12 protein-coding genes are annotated in these 23642 nt (G+C 75.1%); all 12 read left to right on the top strand.

Annotated features, from left to right (window positions below):
- The first annotated feature begins 60 nt into the window (after window positions 1-60).
- The 12 genes from M8C17_RS17345 (at window position 61) to M8C17_RS17290 (ending at window position 23595) form a co-directional block, all read left to right on the top strand.
- The gene (locus M8C17_RS17345) at window positions 61-1098 is read left to right on the top strand and encodes a zinc-binding alcohol dehydrogenase (protein WP_252417531.1); all 1038 of its coding nucleotides are present in this window, start codon (window positions 61-63) and stop codon (window positions 1096-1098) included.
- Window positions 1099-1920, top strand: coding sequence for a sugar phosphate isomerase/epimerase family protein (locus tag M8C17_RS17340; protein WP_252417530.1), 822 nt, complete (start codon window positions 1099-1101; stop codon window positions 1918-1920).
- A complete protein-coding gene (locus M8C17_RS17335; RefSeq protein WP_252417529.1) occupies window positions 1917-3269 on the top strand; it encodes a hypothetical protein in 1353 nt (450 codons plus the stop codon). Before M8C17_RS17340 ends, M8C17_RS17335 begins: the two co-directional genes overlap by 4 nt.
- Before the next feature lie 60 nt (window positions 3270-3329).
- Complete coding sequence (locus M8C17_RS17330) at window positions 3330-3728, top strand: NUDIX domain-containing protein (RefSeq protein WP_252417528.1); 399 nt, start codon at window positions 3330-3332, stop codon at window positions 3726-3728.
- A 67-nt stretch (window positions 3729-3795) separates the two neighbouring features.
- Window positions 3796-4200 carry a DUF2267 domain-containing protein gene (locus tag M8C17_RS17325; protein ID WP_252417527.1) on the top strand — a complete coding sequence of 135 codons (405 nt, stop codon included), beginning with the start codon at window positions 3796-3798 and terminating at the stop codon, window positions 4198-4200.
- Between the two features lie 318 nt (window positions 4201-4518).
- Window positions 4519-8031 carry an AMP-binding protein gene (locus tag M8C17_RS17320; RefSeq protein WP_252417526.1) on the top strand — a complete coding sequence of 1171 codons (3513 nt, stop codon included), beginning with the start codon at window positions 4519-4521 and terminating at the stop codon, window positions 8029-8031.
- A complete protein-coding gene (locus M8C17_RS17315; RefSeq protein ID WP_252417525.1) occupies window positions 8028-11111 on the top strand; it encodes a thioesterase domain-containing protein in 3084 nt (1027 codons plus the stop codon). Before M8C17_RS17320 ends, M8C17_RS17315 begins: the two co-directional genes overlap by 4 nt.
- Window positions 11108-13414 (top strand): lantibiotic dehydratase, encoded by a 2307-nt coding sequence (locus M8C17_RS17310; protein WP_252417524.1) that lies wholly within the window; start codon window positions 11108-11110, stop codon window positions 13412-13414. Before M8C17_RS17315 ends, M8C17_RS17310 begins: the two co-directional genes overlap by 4 nt.
- Window positions 13411-16935, top strand: a complete 3525-nt coding sequence (locus M8C17_RS17305) for an amino acid adenylation domain-containing protein (RefSeq protein WP_252417523.1) — start codon at window positions 13411-13413, stop codon at window positions 16933-16935. Before M8C17_RS17310 ends, M8C17_RS17305 begins: the two co-directional genes overlap by 4 nt.
- Window positions 16936-16949: 14 nt before the next feature.
- Window positions 16950-22430 (top strand): type I polyketide synthase, encoded by a 5481-nt coding sequence (locus M8C17_RS17300; protein WP_252417522.1) that lies wholly within the window; start codon window positions 16950-16952, stop codon window positions 22428-22430.
- Window positions 22431-22453: 23 nt separating this feature from the next.
- Window positions 22454-23407 (top strand): TauD/TfdA family dioxygenase, encoded by a 954-nt coding sequence (locus tag M8C17_RS17295; protein WP_252417521.1) that lies wholly within the window; start codon window positions 22454-22456, stop codon window positions 23405-23407.
- Window positions 23407-23595, top strand: a complete 189-nt coding sequence (locus M8C17_RS17290; protein WP_252417520.1) for an MbtH family protein — start codon at window positions 23407-23409, stop codon at window positions 23593-23595. Before M8C17_RS17295 ends, M8C17_RS17290 begins: the two co-directional genes overlap by 1 nt.
- Window positions 23596-23642 lie beyond the last annotated feature (47 nt).

Here is a 23642-nt window from a genome sequence, read left to right as displayed (position 1 = left end):
GACAAGACATATGCCGATTTTTTGCCTATCCTGGAGCCCAGTGCTACCGGGGTGTGACTCATGGGCAATTGGGTTGTCTCTCTCGCCGGGCCTCGACGGATCAGCCTCGAGCCCTGCCCGCCAGATCCGCTCGGTCCCGGCCAGGTTCGAATCCGCACCTGCTACTCCGGCATCTCGGCCGGCACCGAGTTGACCCTCTACCGGGGCAGCAATCCACGACTCAGCAAGGACTGGGACGACGCGGCCCGGATGTTCGTGCCCCGCCGGACCCCGGTGCCCTACCCGCTGATCGGCTTCGGCTACGAGGAGGTCGGCGAGGTCGTCGAGGTGGCCCCGGAGGTCACCGACCGGCAGCCGGGGCAGATGGTGTGGGGCATCTGGGGGCACCGCGCCGAGGCCGTGCTGGCCGCCCAGGCGGTCCGCCCGCTGGCCGCCGGCCTGGACCCGCTCGCCGCGGTCTTCGCCCGGCCCGGCGCCATCGCGCTGACCGCCGTCCTCGCCGGCGACCTGCACCTCGGCGACTGGGTCGGCGTCTTCGGGCAGGGCGTCATCGGGCTGCTCGCCACCCGGCTCGCGGTGCTCTCCGGCGCCCGGGTCGTGGCGGTCGACCCGGTGCCCGACCGGTTGGAGCACGCGGCCCGCTACGGCGCACGGTCCGTAGTGGACGCCCGCGCCGAGTCCGCCGCCGCCGTCCTTCGCCAGGCCACCGGGGGCCGGGGCGCGGATGTCTGCCTGGAGCTGTCCGGGGCGTACCCGGCGCTGCACGAGGCCATCCGGTCCACCGCACACGCCGGCCGGGTCGTGGCCGCCGGCTTCTACCAGGGCCAGGCCGACGGGCTCGGCCTCGGTGAAGAGTTCCACCACAACCGCATCCAGCTGGTGGCCGCCCAGATCTCCGGGCCCACCCCCGCGCCGAGCATGGCCGGCCGGTGGACCGGAGACCGGGTCGCGCAGACCTTCATGGAGCTGGTGGCTGAGCGCAGCGTCGACCCGTTGCCGCTGGTCAGCCACATCGTCGACGCCAGCGACGTCGCCGACGCCCTCGCGCTGCTCGACCGCGGCGCCGGTGACGTCCTCCAAGTGGTGTTGAGGTTCTAGATGACCACCATCGCGCTGGCCTGCCAGGAACAGCTCCTGCCGGGCACCGACCTGATCCAGAAGTACGCTCTCGCCACCGCCCTCGGCTACCAGGGCATCGAGCTGCGCGGGCGCGGTGACCTCGCGTTCGCCCGCCGGCTGCCCGAACTGCGCCGGGCCCGCGCCGCCGGGGTGGTGATGCCCACCGTCTGCGTCGAGATGGACCACTTCATCGGCGACTTCGACCCCGGCCGGTCCGCCGACGCCGTCCGCAACCTGCGCTCCCAGCTGTCGGTGATCGCCGAGCTGGGCGGCGTCGGGGCGATGACCCCGGCGGCCTGGGGGATGTTCTCCCGGCGGCTGCCGCCGTTCGAACCGCCGCGGCAGCCGACCGGCGACCGGCGGGTGCTCCTCGACGCCCTCGGCGAGCTGGGCGAGCACGCCAGGGCCGAGGGGGTCACCCTCTTCCTGGAACCCCTCAACCGGTACGAGGACCACATGGTCAACCGGCTCGACGAGGCGGTCGCGCTCTGCGCGGCCGTCGGGCTGCCGTCGGTCCGCGTCGTCGCCGACACGTTCCACATGAACATCGAAGAGGACGACATGCACCGGGCGCTGCGTGCCGCCGCGCCCTACCTCGGGCACGTGCAGGTCAGCGACTCGAACCGGTACCAGCCGGGCGCCGGGCACCTGGACTGGCCGGCGCTGGTGCGGACCCTGCTGGAGCTGGACTACCGGGGCTGGCTGGCGCTGGAGTGCCGGCTGCGCGGCGACCCGGTCCGCGCGCTTCAGCAGGCCGCCACGGTGCTGCGGCACGCGCTGCCCCGGCGGGCCGCGGCATGACCGCCGCCCCGGCCCGGACCGGCGGGCCGGCCGACCTCGCCGGGCTGCGCCGGCTCGCGGTCGCCACGCTCGACGCCAACTGGGAACACGACCACACCGTGCCGTCCCGCACGCTCTACCCACACCAGTGGAGCTGGGACTCCGCGTTCATCGCGGTCGGGCTCGCCCAGGCCCGTCCCGAGCGGGCCTGGCGCGAGCTGGCCAGCCTGTTCCGGGCGCAGTGGGCCGACGGTCGGGTGCCGCACATCGTGTTCAACCCGGCGATACGGGTCGGCGCGTACTTCCCGGGGCCGGAACTGTGGTGCTCGGCGAGCGCCGAGGGCGCGCCGGCCGTCGACACCTCCGGCCTGGTCCAGCCGCCGGTGCACGCGCTCGCCGCGTGGCTGGCGTACCGGCGGGCACCCGACCCGACCGGCCTGGCCGCGCTGCGCCGGCTCTATCCCGCACTGGTCGCCCAGCAGCGCTACCTCGCCGACCGGCGCGACCTGACCGGCGACGGGCTGGTCTGCATCGTGCACCCGTGGGAGTCCGGTCTGGACAACAGCCCGGCCTGGGACGAGCCGATGGCCGTGGTCCCGGCCGAGGCGGCGGTGATGCGCGCGTACCGCCGGCACGACACCGCGCACGCCGACGCCGCGCACCGCCCGACGGACCTGGACTACGCGCGCTACCTGGCGATCGTCGCCGCCTACCGGGAGCGCGCCTACTCCGACCGGGACCTGGCCGACGGGCATCCGTTCCTGGTGGAGTGCCCGTTGTTCAACGCGGCGTTCGGGGCCGCCGAACACGCGCTGGCCCGGATCGCCGGGCTGGTCGGCGCCGACCCGGGGCCGCACCGCGCCCGCGCGGCACGGATCACCGAGGCCGTGGTGCGCCGCCTGTACGACCCGACCACCGGCACGTTCGCTCCCCGTGACCTGCGCGCCGACCGGCTGATCCCGGCCCGTACGGTGCTCGGGCTGGCGCCGCTGATCCTGCCCGACCTGCCGGCCCGGCAGGTCGACGCGCTGGTCGTCGAGGCCCGCTCGGCGCGCTTCGGGGTGGCCCGCCGGATGGTGCGGCCGCTGCCCAGCCACGACCGGACCGCGCCGGATTTCGAGCCGCTGCGCTACTGGCGCGGGCCGAGCTGGCTCAACGTCGGTTGGTTGGTGCGGCGCGGGCTGCTCGCGCACGGGCACTCCGACCTGGCCGCCGGCCTGCGTCGGTCGATGATCGGGCTGGTGGCCGGGGCCGGCTGCCACGAGTACTTCCACCCGGACACCGGTGCCGGGCTCGGCTCGCCGGCGTTCGGCTGGACCGCCGCGCTGCTGCTCGACCTGCTGGCCGAGGAGCCGCCCGACACGGACTGAGCGACAGGGCTCCGGCGCAGCCGGTGGTAGCGTGCCCGTCCCACGGTCGGGAGGGGTGGCGTGTCCGAGATCGACAAGGTGGCCTGGATCCTCATCGAGGACGGGCTGGTGCTGAGCACCCGGTCCCGGGGCAAGGACGTGTGGTACCTGCCGGGAGGCAAGCGGGAGCCGGGGGAGACCGACCTGGACACCCTGCGCCGGGAGGTCGAGGAGGAGTTGAGCGTCGCCGTCGACGTGCGCGGAGCGGCGCATTTGGGCACGTTCACCGCACCGGCGCACGGCCACACGGCCGGCACTACCGTTCGGATGACCTGTTACCAGGCGGGATACTCCGGGCGGCTCCGGCCGGCAAACGAGATCGCCGAGACGGCCTGGTTCGCGTACGCCGACAGGCACCGCACCTCCGCGGTCGACCACCTCGTCTTCGACCATCTGCGGGCGGCGGGCCTGCTGCGCTGACCCGCGTCGCCGTTTGTGGCGACCGCGCCCGGGTAAGCGCGGGTCCCGTGGTGGACAGGAGGGCGGCGTGCGGTTCCCCCGCTTCATCGACGCGGTGTCCCGGCGTTCCGGGCTGCCGACCGAGCAGGCCGCCGTGGTGGCGCGTGCCGTGCTGCAGACGATGGCCGAACGGGTGACCGGCTGTCCGACGGCCGACCTCGCCGGCCACCTCCCCGACGACCTGAGCGGTTATGTGGGTGGACCGGATCGCGCCGCGGCCGGGCCGCCGCCGGCCGCCGGGCCGGCCGAGTTCCTGCGCCTGGTGGGGGAGCGGGCTGGGGTCGACGAGGTGACTGCCCGGGCCGGCACCGCCGCGGTCTTCGCGACCCTGCGCGAGGCGGTCACGGTGCGGGAGTTCCGGGAGATGGTGGCGGGGTTGCCCCGGGATCCGGACGGTGGGGTCGCGCCCGTTCCCCCGTCTGTCACGGACTGAACAGTTCGGCGTCGCTATTCGGACAAGGTGCTATCGAAAGGGAAATTCCTCGGCGCAAACTAAATGCGACCGGAAGAATGGTTGTCAGTAGTTGCATTAGGCGAAAAATACCCGTCGCGCCAGGGGGATGATCGGACGATGTTCGCCGTCCCTTGTCGGAGCCTTTGATCGCCCCTTCGGGTCGACTCTAGTCGATGATCTATCGCAGCAGGCATCGAGCCATATGCTCCTTCCATTGTGAAGTCCTGGGGGGGATGATGATCATGGCTGTCGATTGCTGCGCGTCCGTCTGTTGTGGAGCGGTGTGCGCGTCCTGAGATGGGAAACTCGACGCTGATCCACCGCTTCGGCGATGCCGCCGCCGCTCACCCCGACCAACCCGCCGTGCTCGGCGACACCGGCCCGCTCGACTACGCCGGGCTCGCCGCCCTGGCCGGTGGGCACGCCGAGCTGCTGGCCTCCGCCGGCGTACGGCCCGGTGACCGGGTCGGTCTGCTGACCGCGCACGGCGCCGGCACCATCGCCGCCATCCTCGGCACACTCGCCTCCGGCGCCGCCTACGTGCCACTCGACCCCGGCTTCCCGGAGCAGCGGCTGCGACACCTGCTCGACGGCGCCGACGTCACCGTCCTGCTCTGCGGTGGCGAGCACACCGAGCTGGCCCGGCGCCTCGCCGCCGACCGGCCCGGCCTGCGAGTCATCCCGGCCGTCGACGTACGACCCGCGCCGCTGCGACCGGTGCCGGTGGACGCGGACGCGCTCGCGTACGTGCTGTTCACCTCCGGCTCCACCGGGCGACCCAAGGCGGTCGGGCAGAGCCACCGCAACCTGACGCACGTGGTGGACAACCAGATCGCCACCCTCGACCTGCGTCCGGAGGACCGGCTCAGCCTGCTCGCCTCGTTCAGCTTCGACGCGGCCATCCCCGACCTGTACCCGGCGCTGCTCACCGGCGCCGCCGTCGTCCCGGTCGACCTGCGCCGCCACGGGCTGGCGTACGCCGCCGAGCAGTTGGCCCGCAACGGCGTCACCATCTACCACTCCACCCCTACCGTCTACCGCTACCTGCTGGACACCCCCGGCGTCGAGCGGCTGGACCGCGTCCGGGTGGTTCTCCTCGGCGGCGAGCAGGCCGGCTACGCCGATGCCGCCCGCGCCCGGGGGCGCTTCGCGCCGGGGTGTGTCCTGGTCAACGGCTACGGGGCCACCGAGATGACCTTCGCCGCCCGGTACGCGCTGCCCCTGGCCGACGTCGACCCCGCCGCCACCGGCCCGCTGCCGATCGGCACCGCCCTGCCCGGGTACACGCTGCGGCTGGCACCGGACGGGGAGATCGTCGTGCGTGGCCGGCACCTCGCCCCCGGCTACCTCGACCAGGACAGCGACCGGTTCGGCCACGACCCCGACGGGGTGCCCGTGTACCGCACCGGCGACCTGGGCGAGCTGCTGCCCACCGGCGAGCTGCGCTGCCTCGGCCGGCTCGACCGACAGGTCAAGGTGCGCGGGTTCCGGGTCGAGCTGACCGAGATCGAGGCCGTGCTCGCCACCGAGCCGGGCATCGCCGAGGTACGCGCCATCGCCCGTGACGGCGAACTGCTCGCGTACGTCCGGCCGGCCGGGGCGCCGGTGGACCCGGCCGCGTTGCGGGCCGCCCTGGCCCGGCAACTGCCCGAGTACGCGCTGCCCCGCGCCGTGGTGCCGGTCGCCGAGTTCCCCCTGACCGTCAGCGGGAAGGTCGACGAGCGGGCGCTGCCGGACCCGGCGCGGGCCGTGCCGCCCGGCGACCGGCCGGCCACGCCCACCGAGCGGGTCGTGCACGACATCTGGTGCGCCGTGCTGGGCCGGGACGCGGTCGGCCGTACCGACAGCTTCTTCGACGTCGGCGGGCAGTCCCTGCTACTCGGTCAGGTGCAGCAGCGGCTGGCCGAACGGTTCGGTGTGTCGGTGCCGCTGCTGCGGCTCTTCGACCACCCGACGGTCGCCGCCCAGGCCCGGCTGGTCGACCCGCCGGCACCGGCGACGCCTCCGACCCCGCCGGTGGTCACCCCGGCCCCGACGCTGCCCGCCGCGCCACCGACTGCCACCTCCGCCACACCGGTCGGCACCCGCGAGTACACCGGCGACGAGATCGCCGTGGTCGGTCTCGCCGGCCGGTTCCCCGGCGCGCCGGACGTGGCCACCTACTGGTGGAACCTGTGCGCGGGGATGGACGCCATCCACGACCACACCGACGAGGAGTTGGCGGCGCTGGGCGTCGGCCCGGGGCTGCGCGCCGACCCCCGGCACGTCAAGGCGACCGGCCGGCTCGACGGCGTCGCCGACTTCGACGCGGAGTTCTTCGCCTTCGGTGACCGGGAGGCCGCCCGTACCGACCCGCAGCACCGGCTGTTCCTGGAGACCGCGTGGGAGGCGCTGGAGGACGCCGGGCACGACCCGGCCCGGTTCCCCGGCCTGGTGGGCGTGTACGGCGCCACCTCCGTCAACCGGTACTTCCTGTTCCACCTCATGGACAATCCGGCCGTGGTCGGCGACGTCGACCCGGACGACTGGGAGGCCCGACTGGTCGGCCGGCAGCTCACCGACCACCTGCCCGGCCAGGTCGCGTACCGGCTGGGTCTCACCGGGCCGGCGGTGGCGGTGCAGAGCGCCTGCTCCAGCTCGCTGGTCGCGGTGTGCCTCGCCGCGCAGAGCCTGGCCGACTACCAGTGCGACATCGCCCTGGCCGGTGGGGTGAGCGTGACCTGGCCCCGGCACCGGCACACCCCCGGCGGCCTGGCCTCACCCGACGGCCGCTGCCGGGCCTTCGACGAGGCCGCCCAGGGCGCCGGCTTCGGCTCCGGCGTCGGAGTGGTGGCACTGCGCCGGCTCGCCGACGCGCAGGCCGACGGCGACCGGGTCCTCGCGATCCTGCCCGGTTGGGCGGTCACCAACGACGGTGCCGACCGCGCCGGGTACGCCGTCCCCGGGCCGGCCGGTCAGGCCGCCGCGGTGGCCGGCGCGCTCGCCGCCGCCGAGGTCGCCCCCGGCGAGGTGCGCTTCATCGAGGCGCACGGCAGCGGCACCCCGCTCGGCGACGCCATCGAGGTGGCCGCGCTGCACGAGGTCTACCAGGGCGCGGCGCCCGCCGAGAGCTGCGCGCTCGGCTCGGTGAAGACCAGCATCGGTCACCTCGACGCCGCCGCCGGCATCGCCGGGCTCATCAAGGCGGTGCTCGCCGTGCAGCACGGCGTCATCCCGCCGAACCTGCACTTCACCCGCCCACACCCGGAGATCGACCTGGCCGCCGGCCCGTTCTACGTACCGACCAAGGTGCGGGACTGGCCGGACGCGCCGCGCCGGGTGGCCGGGGTCAGCTCGTTCGGGCTGGGCGGCACCAACGCGCACATCGTGGTGGAGCAACCGCCACCGGCCGAGCCGGTCGACCCCGGGCCGGCCGGCGCGCAGCTGCTGCCGGTCTCGGCGCGTACCCCGGTGGCGTTGCGGGCGGCCCTGACCCGGCTGCGGCGGCACCTGGCCGGCACCGGCCCGGCGCTGGCCGAGGTCGCCGCGACGCTGGCCCTGGGCCGCCGCGAGTTCGGCTGCCGGGCCGCCGTGATCGCCACCGACGCCACCGGGGCCGTCGCCGCACTGGACGAGCTGCTGGCCACCGACTCCCGGGTGGCCGGTCCGGCTGGAGCGCTGCGCGAGCTGGCCGCCGACTGGGTGGCCGGCCGCGACCTGGACTGGACGACGCTGCACCCGGCCGGCGACATCCGGCGAACCTCGCTGCCCACCTACCCCTTCCAGCGGCAGCGGTACTGGATCGACCCCCCTCAGAAAGGTGTGCGGTGAACTGGTTCCTCTCCGCCGGCAGCCGCGATCCGGCACCGGTGACCCTGTTCTGCCTGCCCTACGCCGGCGCCGGCGCCAGCGCGTTCCGCCACTTCCCGGGGCGCTTCGGCCCGCACATCCAGGTGCTGCCGGTGCAGCTGCCCGGTCGGGAGAACCGGATCAGCGAGGACCCTCGCTTCCGGGTGCTCGACGTGGCGACCGCCATCGCCGAACGGGCTGACGGCCCGTACGCCCTCTACGGCCACTCGATGGGCGGCCGGCTCGGTTTCGAGGTGGTCCGCGAGCTGCGCCGCGCCGGGCTGCCGCTGCCCCTGCGGCTCTACGTCGGCGGCGCCCGCGCCCCGCACGTCACCGAGCCCAGCGCCTTCGACGGGCTGTCCCGGGTAAACGACGACGAACTGCTGCGCCGCCTGCGGGCGGGCGGCGGGCTGCCCGCCGGGGTGCTGGAGCATCCCGAGCTGGTGGAGCTGCTGCTGCCGCTGCTGCGGGCCGACTTCGAGCGGGTGGACGGCTACCGGTTCCGGCCGGAGGATCCGCTGCCGGTGCCGATCGTGGCGTTCAGTGGCCGTACCGACCGGGCGGTGACCCGGGAGCAGAGCGCCGCCTGGCGGGAGCACACCAGCGCCGGTTTCACCCTGCACGAGCTGGACGGTGGGCACTTCTTCCTGCACGACGCGCTACCCGAGCTGGCCGCCGCGATCCGCGCCGACCTGACCGGCGCGCTCACCGCCGAGCCGGCCGCCCACCGGCACCCGCCCGCCGCGTCGGCCCACGGGCACCGGGTGCCGCTGGGCGACACCGGCTGGTCGGTGTGGCGGGACGCCATCCTGCGCAGCACCGGCTTCCCGGCCGACGGGCTGATGACGCTCTCCGCCCCACAGGCCGCCGCGGCCGCCGACGAACTGCTCGCCACCGGCGCCGGCGCCGAACTGTTCGACAAGGAGTTCGCCGAGGCGGTGACCACCGCCAGCCGGCGGATCACCGAGCTGGCCGCCGACCCGCTGCTGCGCGAGGCCGTCACCTGGCAGAACCGGGGCGCGTTGATCGCCCTCGACGGGCTGGCCTGTACCGGCCCGGACGCTCCTCGCAACGTCCGCAGGCGCGACCGGGAACGCGCCCTGCTGAGGTACTGGCAGCGCTACTGCGGCAAGAACGAGACCGTCGGCTTCTTCGGCCCCAGCTGCTGGGTCACCCTCGACCCGGAACTGCCGGTCGCCGCCCAGGTCCGCCCCGGCGCGGCGCTGACCCGCCGCCGCTGGGTGTGGTTCGAGTCGTGGGCGCTGACCGCGTACGCGCAACGGATCGGCGCGGACCTCGCGGTGCGCCAGTGGTGGGCACCCCGGCTGGCGCCGCAGCTGAGCCTCACCGGCCGGGAGGTGCGCCGGCCGGGCCGGCCGCCCGTGCCGTTGTCCCCGGTCGAGGCGGCGCTGCTCGCCGCCGCCGACGGTCACCGCCCGGCGCGCGACCTGGTCACCGACCCGGCCATCGGGCTGCGCCGGCCGGAGGACGGGTACGCGCTGCTCGACCGGCTGGTGGAGCGGGAGCTGGCCACCTGGGACGCCGCGCTGCCGGTGAGCCCCGCCGCCGAGCAGGTGCTGCGGCAGCGGATCACGCAGATCGGCGACGCCCCGGCCAGGGCAGCCGCCCAGGCCGGCTTCGACCGGCTCTGCGCCGCCCGGGACGCGGTGGCTGCCGCGGCCGGCGACCCGGACCGGCTGCGCGTCGCGCTGGACGCACTCGACGAGACGTTCACCGACCTCACCGGGCAGCCGGCGCAGCGCCGGGCCGGGCAGATGTACGCCGGCCGGACGCTCTGCTACGAGGACACCAGCCGGGACCTGGATGTCGTCTTCGGCAAGCCGCTGCTGGACGGTGTCGCCGCGCCGCTGGCCGTGCTGCTGCGGGCCGCCCGCTGGCTGGCCGGTGCGCTCGACGAGGCGTACGGGGCGGTGTTCCGGGACCTCTACGAGGAGCTGCGCGCCGAGGCCGGCGACGCCCCGGTGGCCCTGTCCGACCTGTGGTTCCTGATGCAGGGCCTCTTCTGGGGCAGCGGGCCGCGCCCGGTCGACGCGGTGGCCGCCGACTTCGCCGCCCGCTGGTCCGGGCTGTTCGGGCTGGCCGACCTGCCCGCGGGCAGCACCGACGTGCGGCTGGACGTGGCCGACCTCGCGGCCCGGGTCGAAGAGGTCTTCCCGACCGTCGGGCCGGGCTGGTCCAACGCCCGGCTGCACAGCCCCGACCTGCAGATCTGCGCGGCCGACGCGGACGCGCTGGCCCGCGGCGACTACACCGTCGTGCTGGGCGAGCTGCACGCCGCATGGTCGTCGTTCGACTGCCAGGCGTTCACCCCCTCGCATCCGGACGTCGAGCGGCTGCGCGACGCGCTGGCGGCCGACCTGGGCCCGCACCGCATCCGGCTGCTGTTTCCCACCGACTGGCCGCGGCGCACCAGCAGGGTCGCCGAGGCGCTGATCGGCCCGACCGACCGGCAGTTGGCCTTCGCGCCCGCGCCGAACGCCGAGCCGGAGCGGGTGCTGCCCACCGTGGCGTTGACCGTGCTGGACGAGGACGGCCGGCTGGTGGTCGCCGCCGCCGACGGGCAGCGCTGGTCGCTGACCGAGGTCTGCGCGGGCCTGCTCAGCGCGCACGCCGTGGACGGGTTCAAGCTGGTCGCGGCCGCGCCGTACACCCCTCGGATCACGCTGGACCGGTTGGTGGTGGCCCGGCAGACCTGGCGGACCACCGTCGGTGCCAGTGGCCTCTGCACGGCGACGGGGGAGAAGGCACGCTTCCTGGCCGTCCGGGATTGGCGGCGCCGGTTGGGCCTGCCGGAGCAGGTGTACGTCAAGCTCGGCACCGAGACCAAACCGTGCTTCGTCGACCTGAGCAGCCCCGCCTTCGCCAACATGTTCTGCGCGATGGTCCGGGCGGCGCGCCGTGACGGTGGCGACGACACGACGCTGGTGGTCAGCGAGATGCTGCCCACCGCCCAGGACGCCTGGGTGCCCGACGCGGCCGGTCAGCGCTACTTCAGCGAGCTGCGGCTGCACATCGTGGACGAGTCGGAGCCCGCCCGATGAGCCACCTGCTGCCCCTGGGCGACACCGGTTGGTCGGTGTGGCGCGACGTGGTGCTGCGCACCGCCGGTTTCCCGGCCGACGGGCTGCACGCCTTCACCGCGCCGGACGCCGCTGCCACGGCAGACGCGCTGCTGGCCGGCGACACCACCGTCGAGCTGTTCGACAAGGCGTTCGCCGAGGCGCTCGCCGACACCTCGGCCACCGCCAACCGGATCGCCGCCGACCCGCTGCTGCGCGAGGCGGTCACCTGGCAGAACCCGGAGATGCTGATCGCCCTGGGCGGGCTGTTGCGCACCGACCCGGCGGTGCGCAACGTCCGGCGGCGCAAGCGCGAGCTGAGCCTGCTGCGCTACTGGCAGCGATACTGCGGCAAGGCCGAGACGATCGGGTTCTTCGGCCCGGTCTGCTGGGGCACCCTCGACCCCACCGACCCGGCGACCCGCCTGTGGCCGGGGCCGGAACTGGTGTCCCGACGTGAGGTCCACTTCGAGGCGTGGGCGCTGATCGCGTACGCCGACCGGCTCGCCGACGACCTGGCCGTCCGCCGCTGGTGGCCGCCGGCGCTGCCGCCGCACCTGAGCGTGGTGGGCCGATGGCTGCACCGGCCGCTGCACCCGCCGGTGGAGCTGTCCGCCCTCGACGCGCGGCTGCTGGCCTCCTGCGACGGGCGTACCCCGGCCGTGCGGCTGGTCGAGCGGGTCCGCGCCGACGACGACGGGCTGCGAACCGACGCCGACGGATTCCTGCTGCTCGACCGGCTGGTCGATCGCGACCTGTTGACCTGGGACGCCGGCCTGCCGATCAGCCCCCGCGCCGAGCAGGTGCTGCGGGAACGGCTGGCCGCGATCGGCGACCCCGCGCTGCGCGCGGAGGTGACCGCCGGGTTCGAACGGCTCTGCGCGGCCTGCGACGAGGTCGCCGCGAGCGCCGGAGACCCCGACCGGCTCGGCGTCGCGCTGGCCGCCCTGAACACCGAGTTCACCGCCGTGACCGGGCGCCCCGCGACCCGGCGGGCCGGTCAGATGTACGTCGGCCGCACGATCGCCTACGAGGAGAGCGCCCGGGACCTCGCCGTCGCCGTGGGCGCCGACGTGCTCGACGCGCTCGCCGCGCCGCTGGCCGTGGTGCTCCGGGCGGCCCGCTGGCTGACCGCCGAGATCGGCGCCGCGTGTGAGCGCGTCCTCGCCGAGCTGTACGAGGAGCTGCGTACCGACGGGCCGGTGCGGCTGGCCGACGTCTGGTCGCTGGCCCAGGGGCTGCTGCTCGCCCCGGACGGGCCACTGGCCGCCGCCGGGGCCGCCTTCACCGCCCGCTGGGCCGAACTGTTCGGCCTGGCGGCACTGCCACCCGGGCAGCCCGAGCTGCGGCTGCGCAGCGAGGACCTGGCCGAACGGGTGCGCCGGCTCTTCCCGGCGGAGTCGCCCGGCTGGCCGTCGGCCCGCATCCACAGCCCCGACGTGCAGGTCAGCGCCGTCGACCTGGCCGCGCTGAACCGGGGCGAGTTCCTGCTGGTGCTCGGCGAGCTGCACCCGGCGTACGCCACCTTCGACAGCGCCGTCTTCGTGCCGTTCCACCCCGACCCGGTGGCGTTGCGCGCCGGCCTGGACGCCGACCTCGGTCCCGCCCGTCTCCGGGTGCTCTACCCGGACGGCTTTCCCCGGGTCACCACCCGCACCACCTACGGCCTGACCGGCCCCGCCGACCGGCAGCTCGGTATCGACACCGCCCGGGGCGGCGAGGTCGACCGGCTGGTCCCGGCGACCGGGGTACGGGTCGTGCCCGACGGCGACCGTTTGGCGGCGGTGCTGCCCGACGGCAGCCGCTGGCCGCTCATGGAGGTCTTCGCCAACCTGCTCGGCTCGCTGCTGCTGGACGCCTTCAAGCTGCTCGACCCGGCGCCGCACACGCCGAGGATCACCATCGACCGGTTGGTCGTGGCCCGACGCACCTGGCGGACCACGGTCGGCCAGAGCGGCCTGGCCGGGGTGAGCGGGGAGGCGGAGCGGTTCCTCGCGGTGCGCCGGTGGCGAGCCCGGCTCGGCCTGCCCGAGCGGGCGTTCGTGAAGGTCGGCACCGAGGTCAAGCCCTGCTACGTCGACCTGACCGGCCCGCTCTACGCCCAGTCGCTGTGCGCGATGGTCGACGCCGCCGCCCGCAGCGGGCCCGACGTGACGCTCGTGGTCAGCGAGCTGCTGCCGGCACCGACCGACAGCTGGGTGACCGACGCGTCGGGCCGCGCCTACGTCAGCGAGCTGCGCCTGCAGATCACCGATCCGAGCAGCTACCCCGGGGGGAACGGGTGACCGACATCCTGTCCATCAGCGCCGTGCGGGGCGAGCCTCTGCCCTGGCCGGACGCGACGATCGCCGAGCTGGTGGTGGCGCAGGCCGCCCGCACCCCGGACGCGGTGGCGGTGCGCCAGTGGGACCGCCGGCTCAGCTACGCCGAGCTGCTGTCCCTGGCCGCCGGCGTGGCCGCCGCGCTGCGCGCCCGGGGCGTCGGCCGGCAGACCCGGGTGGGGGTGTGTGGCGCCCGCCGGCCCGAGCTGGTCGCCACCGTGCTGGGGGTGTTGCTGGCCGGCGGCTGCTACGTGCCGCTGGAGCCGGGCGGCCCGCGTCGGCGGTTGCGCGGGATCGCCGCCGACGCGGGCGTGTCCCTGGTGGTCGGCGACGCCGCCGAGGCGGAGTTCGGCGACGCGCCCGGCGTGGAGGCGGTCGGGCTGCCCGGCCCGGGCATCCCCGCGCCCTGCCCGGCCCGCCCGGGTGACCCGGCGTACGTGCTGTTCACGTCGGGTTCGACCGGCCGGCCCAAGGGGGTGTTGACCAGCCACCGCAACGTGGTCGAGTTCGTGACCGGCGTGGTCGCGCTCACCGGCGCCGACGCCGGCGTACGCACTCTCGGCATCGCCTCGCTGGGCTTCGACGCGGCCACCATGGACCTGTTCGTGCCGCTGCTGCTGGGCGGCTCCGTGCAGTTGCTCCCCGCCGAGGACCGCTCCGACCCGGTCCGGCTTGCCCGGTTCATCGCCGAGCACGAGGTCAACTGGGGTTTCATCACGCCGACCGTGCTGTCCATGTTGGACCCCGCGGAGCTGCCCGGTTGGCGCACGGTGCTGTGCGGTGGCGAGGTGGTGCCGGCCCCGCTCGCCACCCGGTGGGCACCCGGCCGGCGTTTCCTCAACGGCTACGGCCCGACCGAGACGACGGTGCTGGCGGTCAGCGGCCCGTTGAGCGCCACCGAGACCGATCCGCTGCCGATCGGCCGGCCACTGCCCAACCACCGGGCGTACGTGGTGGACGCCGAGCTGGACCCGGTGCCACCGGGCGAGACCGGTGAGCTGCTGGTCGGCGGGCCGGGGCTGGCCGACGGCTACCTGGGCCGGCCGGCGCTGACGGCCGAGCGGTTCGTTCCGGACCCGTTCTCCGGGCTGCCGGGCGAGCGGTTGTACCGCACCGGCGACCTGGTGCGCCACGACCCGGACGGCCGGATCGTCTACCTCGGCCGGGCCGACCGGCAGGTCAAGATCCGTGGGCAGCGCATCGAGCTGGGCGAGGTGGAGGCGGTGCTGGCCGACCTGCCCGGGGTGACCGGGGTCGCGGTCGAGGCGGTGCCCGGCCCGGCCGGCGTCGAGCTGGTCGCGTTCCTCAGCCCCGCGGACGCGCCCGACGACGCCCGGCTGCGCGCGTACGCCGGCAGTCGGCTGACCGCGGCGATGCTGCCGGCCCGGGTGCTGCGCTGCGCCGCGCTGCCGGTCAGCCCGGTCAGCGGCAAGCTGGACCGGCCGGCGCTGCGCGCGTTGGCCGCCGCCCGCCCCACCGCCGACGCTGCCACCGCAGGCGGGTCGGCCGTGCCGGACGGGTCCGTGGCGGCGGCGGTGGCCGGCATCTGGAGCCGGCTGCTCGGCACGGCACCCGAGCCCGAGACCGACTTCCTCGCCGCCGGGGGCAACTCCATCGCGGCGATGCGCCTGGTCGCGGCACTCCGCGCCGAGCTGGGCCGACAGGTCGACACCCGCGAGGTGTTCACCCAGCGCACCTTCGGCCGGCTGGCCGAGCGGGTCGCCGCCGCTCCGGCCGGCGCCGACGGATTGAGCACCGGCAACCCACCCACCCTCTCCCCGCCGCAGCGCCGACTCTGGTTCGTCGACCAGCTCGCGCCGTCGAGCGCGCCGTACAACATCGCCGTGGCGCACCGCCTGCACGGCCCGCTCGACACGGCCGCGCTCGGCGCGGCGCTGCGGGCCGTCGCCGAGCGGCACGACGTGCTGCGCTGGCGGATCCCGCAGACCGCCGGGGTGCCGTACGCGGTCTGCGCCGAGCCGACCGACGTGGCGGTGCCGGTGGTGGACCTGACCGGCGCCGCCGAGCCGGAGGCGGAGCTGGCCCGGATGCTCGCCGCCGGCGCCGCGCACCCCTTCGACCTGGCCACCGGGCCGCCCTGGCAGGTGACCGTCTACCGGCTCGGTCCGGCCGAGCACGTGCTGGCCGCGACCTGGCACCACGCCGTCTTCGACGGCTGGTCCGAGCGGGTCTGCTACGACGACCTGGCCGCCGGTTACGCCCGGGCGGTGGCCGGGCAGCCGCCGCTGCTGCCCGAGCTGCCCGCCCGCTACGCCGACTACGCGGTGTGGCGTGCCGAACGGGACCGGCTGCGGGGTGCGACCGACCTGGCCTGGTGGACCGCGCACCTGGACGGCGTACCGACCGTGCTGGACCTGCCCAGGGACCGGCCCCGGCCGGCCGTGCAGACCTATGCCGGGGCGGAGGCGGCCATCCGGCTGCCCGCCGACACCGACCGCGCGGTACGCGAGCTGGCCGAGCGGCGCGGCACCACCGTCGCCGCGGTGCTGCTGGCCGCCTTCGGTGAGCTGATCGCGCGGCTCACCGGCGGCGACGACCACGTGCTCGGCGCGATCGTCGCCGACCGTCGGCTGGCCGCCTTCGACGACGTGATCGGCTTCTTCATCGACACGGTTCCGGTGCGGGTCCGCACGGGCGGTGCGAGCTTCGCCGAGCTGGTCGACCGGTGCACCGGGGAGCTGCATGAGGCTACCGCCCACCCCGGGGCGCCGCTGGAACGCGTCGTCGAGGCGCTGGGCGTCGGCCGGGACACCGCCCGCGCGCCGCTGGTGCAGGTGCTGTTCAACGTGCTCAACTTCGCGCCACCCCGGCTGACCCTGACCGGTCTGACGGCCGAGCCGGTGCCGGTGCCCAAGCCGGGCTCACCGTTCGACATCACCGTCTACGTGGTGCAGCCCGACGGGCGTACCGGCGTGGAGGTGGTCTACAACCCGGACCTGTTCGACGCCGGACGCATCGACGACCTGCTCGCCGACCTGGCCGAGCTGGTGGGCGCGCTGGCCGCCGCACCGGACGCGCCGGCCCGCGAGGTGGCCGCCGCGCTGCCCCGCCCGACCGTGCGGGTGCCGCAGCTCGGCGCGATGACGGTCGCCGGTGGCGACGCCGCCGGCCCTCCGGCGGGGTTGATGCCCGCCGGCCCGGACGGGCTCACCGAGACCGAGGAGCTGATCGCCGGGATCTGGCGGGAGGTGCTGGAGCGCGACCGGGTCGGGGTGACCGACAACTTCTTCGACATCGGCGGGCACTCCCTCGCGCTCGCCGCCGTGCACGCCCGGCTGACCGCCGCGACCGGCCGGTCCATCAAGATGCTCGACCTGTTCCGCCACCCGACCGTCCGGGCGCTCGCCGCCAGCCTCGACGGCGCGGCCGACCGGCCGGAGCTGGCCCGGGCCGCCCTGCGCGCCGCCGCCCGCCGCAGCCGTACCCGCCGTATCCCTCCCCGCCGCCCCGGCGGCACCGCGTGACGAAGGACAGCCTGATGAGCAATCCGACCACAGTCGACCTACCCGACGACGTCTCCGAGCTGCCCCACGAGGGCATCGAACCGATCGCGATCGTCGGTCTGGCCGCGCGCCTGCCCGGCGCGGCAGACGTGCACGAGTTCTGGCGCAACCTCGTCGACGGGGTGGAGTCGGTCACCGAGCTGACCCGGGAGGAACAGCTGGCCCGGGGCGCGAGGCTCGATGAGGTCGACGACCCGGGCTGGGTCAACCGCGCCCCGCTGGTCGACGGCTACGACGAGTTCGACGCCACCCTGTTCGGGATGACCGCCCGGGAGGCCGAGCTGACCGATCCGCAGCACCGGCTGTTCCTGGAGTCCTGCCACGCGGCGCTGGAGGACGCCGGCTACGACCCGGCCCGCTACGACGGAGCCATCGGCGTGTACGCGGGCACCGGCGGCAACACGTACCTGCACCGCAACGTGCTGCGCAACCGGCGGGTCGGCGGCAACCCGCACGGCGCGGTCTCCATCGCCACCGGCAACTCGCCGAACTACGTGGCCACGAACGTGTCGTACCGGCTGGACCTGCGCGGGCCGAGCATGACCGTGCACACCGCCTGTTCCACCTCGCTGGTGGCGTTCCACCTGGCCTGCGAGGCGCTGCGCAACGGCGAGTGCGACATGGCTCTCGCCGGTGGTGTGAACGTCGAGCTGCCGCACGTCGGCTACCTCGGCATGGACGGCTTCACCTCACCCGACGGCCGGTGCCGCCCGTTCGACGCCGACGCCAACGGCACGGTGTGGGGCAGCGGCGTCGGGGTGACCCTGCTCAAGCGGCTCTCCGACGCGATCGCCGACGGGGACGCCATCCGCGCCGTGGTGCTCGGCAACGCCATCAACAACGACGGCGCGGGCAAGGTGGGTTTCACCGCGCCGAGCGTCGACGGGCAGGTGGCCGCGATCGCCCAGGCCGTCGCGATGGCCGACGTCGACCCGCGCACCATCAGCTACGTCGAGGCGCACGGCACCGGCACGGCGATGGGCGACCCGATCGAGGTGGCCGCGCTGTCCGCCGTGTACACGCGGGACACCGACGATCGGGGCTGGTGCGGCATCGGCTCGGTGAAGTCGAACATCGGCCACCTCAGCCAGCCGTCCGGCATCGTCAGCGTGATCAAGACGGTGCTGGCGATGGAGCACGGGCTGATCCCGCCGACGATCAACTTCGAGACGCCGAATCCGGCCGTCGAGTTCGCCGACACCCCGTTCTACGTGGCGAACACCCTCACCAAGTGGGACACCGACGGGGGGCCGCGCCGGGCCGGGGTCAGCTCGTTCGGCATCGGCGGCACCAACGCCCACGTGGTGCTGGAGGAGGCGCCGGCGGCGTACCGCACCGAGAGGCGGGTGCGGCCGGCGCACCTGCTCCAGCTCAGCGCGGCCACCCCGAGCGCCCTGGACGCCGCGGTGCAGCGCCTCGCCGCCCACCTGGACGGCACGGCTGACGCCGGGCCCGCGTACCTCGCCGACGTCGCGCACACCCTGCTCGTCGGCCGTCGCGCCCACCCGCACCGCCGCGCCGTGGTGGCCACCGACATCCCGGAGGCCGTCACGGCCCTGCGCGCCCCGGTGCGCGGACCACGCGGACCGCAACCACTGACCACCAGTCCCGCCCCGACAGTGGCGTTCCTCTTCTCCGGCCAGGGCGCCCAGTACGCCGGGATGGGCGCACAGCTCTACGCCGAGCAGCCCCGTTTCGCGGCGGCCGTCGACGAGTGCGCCGAGCTGCTCCGCCCCCACCTGGGCCTGGACCTGCGCGACCTGATCCTCGGCCGGGACCCGGCGGCGGGGGAGAAGCTCACCGAGACCCGCTACACCCAGCCGGCGCTGTTCACCGTCGAGTACGCCCTCGCCGTGCTCTGGCAGGCCACCGGAGTCCACCCGGCCGCGATGATCGGCCACTCCATCGGCGAGTACGTCGCGGCCACCGTGGCCGGTGTGCTGACCCTGCCGGACGCGCTGCGGGTGGTCGCCGCCCGGGGCCGGCTGATGCAGTCGCTGCCCGCCGGTTCGATGCTCGCCGTCGCGTTGGACGAGGCGGTCGTCACCGAGTTGCTGCCCGAGGGGCTCTCCGTGGCCACGGTCAACGGCCCGGGCACCTGCGTGGTGGCCGGCGAGACGGCGGCCGTCGAGGCGTTCGCCGCGACGTTGAAGGGCAAGTCGAAGGTCCTGCGCACCTCCCACGCGTTCCACTCGCCGATGATGGAGCCGATCCTCGCCGAGTTCACGGCGCTGATGGGCACGGTGCCGCTGCATCCGCCGAGGGTGCCGTTCCTGTCCAATGTCACCGGCACCTGGATCACCGCCGAGCAGGCCACCGATCCGGCGTACTGGGCGGGGCACCTGCGCCGGCCGGTCCGCTTCGGCGACTGCGTGGCGACCCTGCTCGCCACGGGCACGTGGCAGCTCGTCGAGTGCGGCCCCGGGCGACAACTGGCCAACCTGGCCCGGATGCAGGTCGCGAAGGGTACGCCGGAGCAGCGCCCGCTCACCCCGCTGGGCAGCCTGCCCGCCGCCGGGGCGAGCAGCGGAGACCTGGCTACCCTGCTCGGCACCGCCGGCGCGCTGTGGTGCGCCGGCATGCCGGTGCGCGTCGACGCCGACCCGACCGCCCGGCGGGTGCCGCTGCCCACCTACCCGTTCGAACGCCGCCGGTACTGGATCGACCCGGACCCGGTGCAGCCGGCCACCACCGCCGAGGTGGAGACCGGGCCGCGACCGCTGTCCGAGTGGTTCGCGGTGCCGGTCTGGCGGCAGGCCGCGTCGCTGCCGCCGGCCGGGCCGCTGGGTCGTTGCCTGGTGCTGACCGCGGGTCCGCGCGGCGACGCGCTGGTCGCCGGCCTGCGGGCCGCCGGCGCCGAGCCGGTGCCGGTACGCCCCGGCGACTCCTTCGCCGCCGCCGACGGTGGCTACCGCCTGCGCCCCGGCGTACGCGCCGACCACGACGCGCTGGTCGCCGCGCTCACCGCCGACGGTGCGCCGCCGACCCGGCTCGTGCACGCGTTCACCCTGGACGGCGCGCCCACCGGCACCGACATCGCAGCCACCTGGGCCGCGCAGGAGCTGGGCTTCTTCAGCGCCCTGCACCTGGTGCAGGCGTTCGCCGGCGCGGGGCTGACCGGGGAGGAGAGCGACCTCGCCCTGGATCTGGTGACCGCCGGCACCGGCGACGTACGCGGCGACGACCTGCGCCGCCCGGAGCACGCCACCCTCGCCGGGTTGGCCCGGGTGCTCCCCGCCGAGCTGCCCGGGCTCGGCGTCCGGCTGGTCGACGCGGACCCGACCGGCGACGACACCGGGGCGCTGGTCGCCGAGCTGCGCCGCCCCCGGGAGCCCGAGGTGGCCCTGCGTGGCGGCCGCCGCTGGGTGGCCGACGTCGAGCAGGTGACGATCGACGCCGAGGGGGAGCCGGGCGCGTTGCGCGACGGCGGCCGGTACGTGATCACCGGCGGTCTCGGCGGCATCGGCATCACCCTGGCCGAGGACTTCGCCACCCGGGCCCGGGCGAAGCTGGTGCTGCTGGCCCGGTCCGGGCTGCCGGAGCGCGACCGGTGGGACGACCACCTCGCCGTGCACGGCGACGACCGGGCCGGTCGGGCCATCGCGGCGATCCGGCGGATGGAGGCGGCCGGGGCTGAGGTGCTGGTGCTCGCCGCCGACGTCACCGACCCGGCCGACCTGCGCCGGGTCCGCGACGCCGCGACGGCGGCGTACGGCGGCGTCGACGGCATCGTGCACGCGGCCGGCCTGCCGGGCGGGGGGATGGCCGAGGTCAAGGAGCGGGCCGAGGCCGAGCGGGTGCTCGCCCCGAAGCTCGCCGGCACGCTCGCCCTGGCCCAGGTCTTCGGTGACCTGCCGCTGGACTTCGTGGTGCTCTGCTCGTCCATCACGGCGGTGGTCGGCGGCTTCGGGCAGGTCGACTACTGCGCGGCCAACGCGTTCCTGGACGCGCACGCCCGCTCCGGCGCGGGTTGGCGCGCCCCGGTGCTGTCGCAGAACTGGGGCGGCTGGGCCGAGGTGGGCATGGCGGTGGAGACGACGGCGCCAGCCGGGTTCCGGGCCGCCGGCCGCGACACGGTGACCAGCGGGCTCGACCACCCGGTCCTCACCACGAAGGTCACCGGGCCGGCGGAGACGGTGCTGCACGGGCTGGTGTCCGCCAGCACGCACTGGCTGCTCGACGAGCACCGGATCGGCGGAGTGCCGGTGGTGCCGGGCACCGCCCACCTGGAGACGGTGCGGGCCGCGGTGGCCGCCGCACTGCCCGCCCCGGGGCCGGGCGCGGCCGTCGAGCTGCGTGACGTGGTGTTCCTGGAGCCGTTCGCGGTGCCCGACGGCACCGTCGCCCAGTACCGGGTGGAGCTGACGCCGGCCGAGGACGGCGGCACCGACTTCGCCGTGCGGAGCCTCGCCGGCGGCCGGCTGCGTACCCATGTGCGCGGCGCGGCCGGCTGGACCGCCGAACCGGCCCCGCCGGCCCGACCGGTCGCCCCGGCCGGGCGACGGGTGGACGACGACGCGTCGTTCGGCCGGGGCCGGACCAGCATCCTCTCCTTCGGCCCGCGCTGGGCCGCGCTGGGCGAGCACCACCTGGCCGACGGCCTCGAACTCGCGGTGGTCGAGGCGCCCGCCGCGGCCGTCGGTGACCTGCCCGCCTGGGGCCTGCACCCCGCACTGCTGGACGTGGCGACCGCGTTCGGCCGGGGCCAGGGCAGTGGCACCTACCTGCCGCTGTCGTACGGCCGGATCGTGGTGCGCGGGCCGCTGCCGGCCCGGTTCACCAGTGAGCTGCGGCACCGGGCCGGCGGCACGGACGAGGTGGTCACCGCCGACCTGTCGCTGCGCGACCCGGACGGCCGGGAGCTCGTCGCGATCAGCGAGTTCGTGCTGCGCCGGGTCGACCAGGGTGCCGTCACCGGCGGCCTCACCGAAGCGTCCACCGCGGAGGCCGCACCGCCGGCCACCACCGAGGACATCCGGCCGGTGGACGGTGCGGAGGCGTTCCGCCGCAGTCTCACCGCCGGCCTCGGCGCCCAGGTGGTCATCGCGACCCGCACGGTCGACGACATCCGGCGCCGGGCCGGCCGGGTCACCACCGACAACCTCACCGGGGACGACGTGGTCTCCGGTCCCGCCCCTTCCGCCGGGGTCGGCGGCGCCGCACCGGGCACCGAGCTGGAGATGACCATCGCCCGGGTCTGGCAGGACGGGCTCGGGGTGGCCGAGGTCGGCGTGGACGACGACTTCTTCGCCCTGGGCGGCAACTCCCTGGTCGCGGTGCAGCTGATCGCGGCGATGCGCAGGGCGACCGGCGTGAAGCTGCCGATGCGCAGCCTCTTCGAGACCCCCACCGTGGCCGGGCTGGCCGCCCGGATCGAGGACATGCGCGCCACCACCACCGACGAGCCGGCCAGCCCGGCACCGATCCCCGCCATTCCGCGACTGCCCCGCGCGTGACGAGAAAGCAGGAGTAGAGAGCCATGAGCGACACGATCGCCACGCTGCCCGTCGTCGTCGAATCCGACGGCCGGGCGCTGACCGAGCTGATCACCGAACGCCGCGCCGAGCTGCGCGCGACCCTCGCGGAGCAGGGCGGGCTGCTGTTCCGGGGCTTCGACGTGGGCGGAGTCGACGGCTTCGACCAGGTGGTCCGGGCGTTGTCCGGTGAACCGCTGACCTACACGGAGCGGTCCTCACCGCGGCACGCCATCAAGGGCCGGGTGTACACCTCGACCGACTACCCGCCGGACGAGGAGATCTTCCTGCACAACGAGAACTCGTACCAGGCGCGCTGGCCGTTGACGCTGTTCTTCTACTGCATCACCGCGCCGCAGACGCTGGGCGCCACCCCGCTCGCCGACATCCGCCGGGTCTACCAGGAGATCGACCCGGCCGTACGGGAGGAGTTCGTCCGCCGCCGCTGGATGCTGATGCGCAACTTCCACGAGGACTTCGGCGCGAGCTGGCAGCACGTGTTCGGCACCGACGAACGGGCCGAGGTCGAGGCGTACGCGACGGCCAACCGGATCAGTCTGGAGTGGGTGGGCCGCGACGGTCTGCGCACCCGGGCGGTCCGCGACGCCGTCCACAACCGCCCCGGCTCGGACGTTCCCCGCTGGTTCAACCACGCCACCTTCTTCCACGTGAGCAGCCTGGCCAAGGACCTCCAGGAGGGGCTGCTGGCCATGTTCGGCGCCGACGGACTGCCGTCGAACACCTACTACGGAGACGGCGGCGAGATTCCCGCCGACGTCATGGACCACCTGCGCGCCGCCTACCGGGCCGCCAGCGTCCGCTTCGACTACCAGCGTGACGACGTGCTGGTGGTGGACAACATGACCGCAGCGCACGGCCGCGAGCCGTTCACCGGCCCCCGCAAGATCGCCGTCGCGATGGCCGAACCGCACACCCCCGACACCGATGGAGCACAGTGATGGCCGAACCCCGATTCCTGGTCGTCCGCAACGACGAGGAGCAGTACTCGATCTGGTCGGCCGACCGGGACCTCCCGGCGGGGTGGCACGACGCCGCGTTCGCCGGCACCCGCGCCGAGTGCCTGGAGCACATCGACACCGTCTGGACCGACATGCGTCCCCGCTCGGTACGCGAGGCGAGCAAGTGAGCGCGAGGAGTGCAGCGAAGCGGAGCCCCGCAGTCGCGAACGGAAGG

It is taken from the genome of Micromonospora sp. RHAY321, from assembly GCF_023896955.1.
Taxonomy (GTDB): Bacteria; Actinomycetota; Actinomycetes; order Mycobacteriales; family Micromonosporaceae; genus Micromonospora.
Note: the sequence above shows the minus strand (reverse complement) of the source record. Positions and strands in the feature narration are given on the sequence as shown.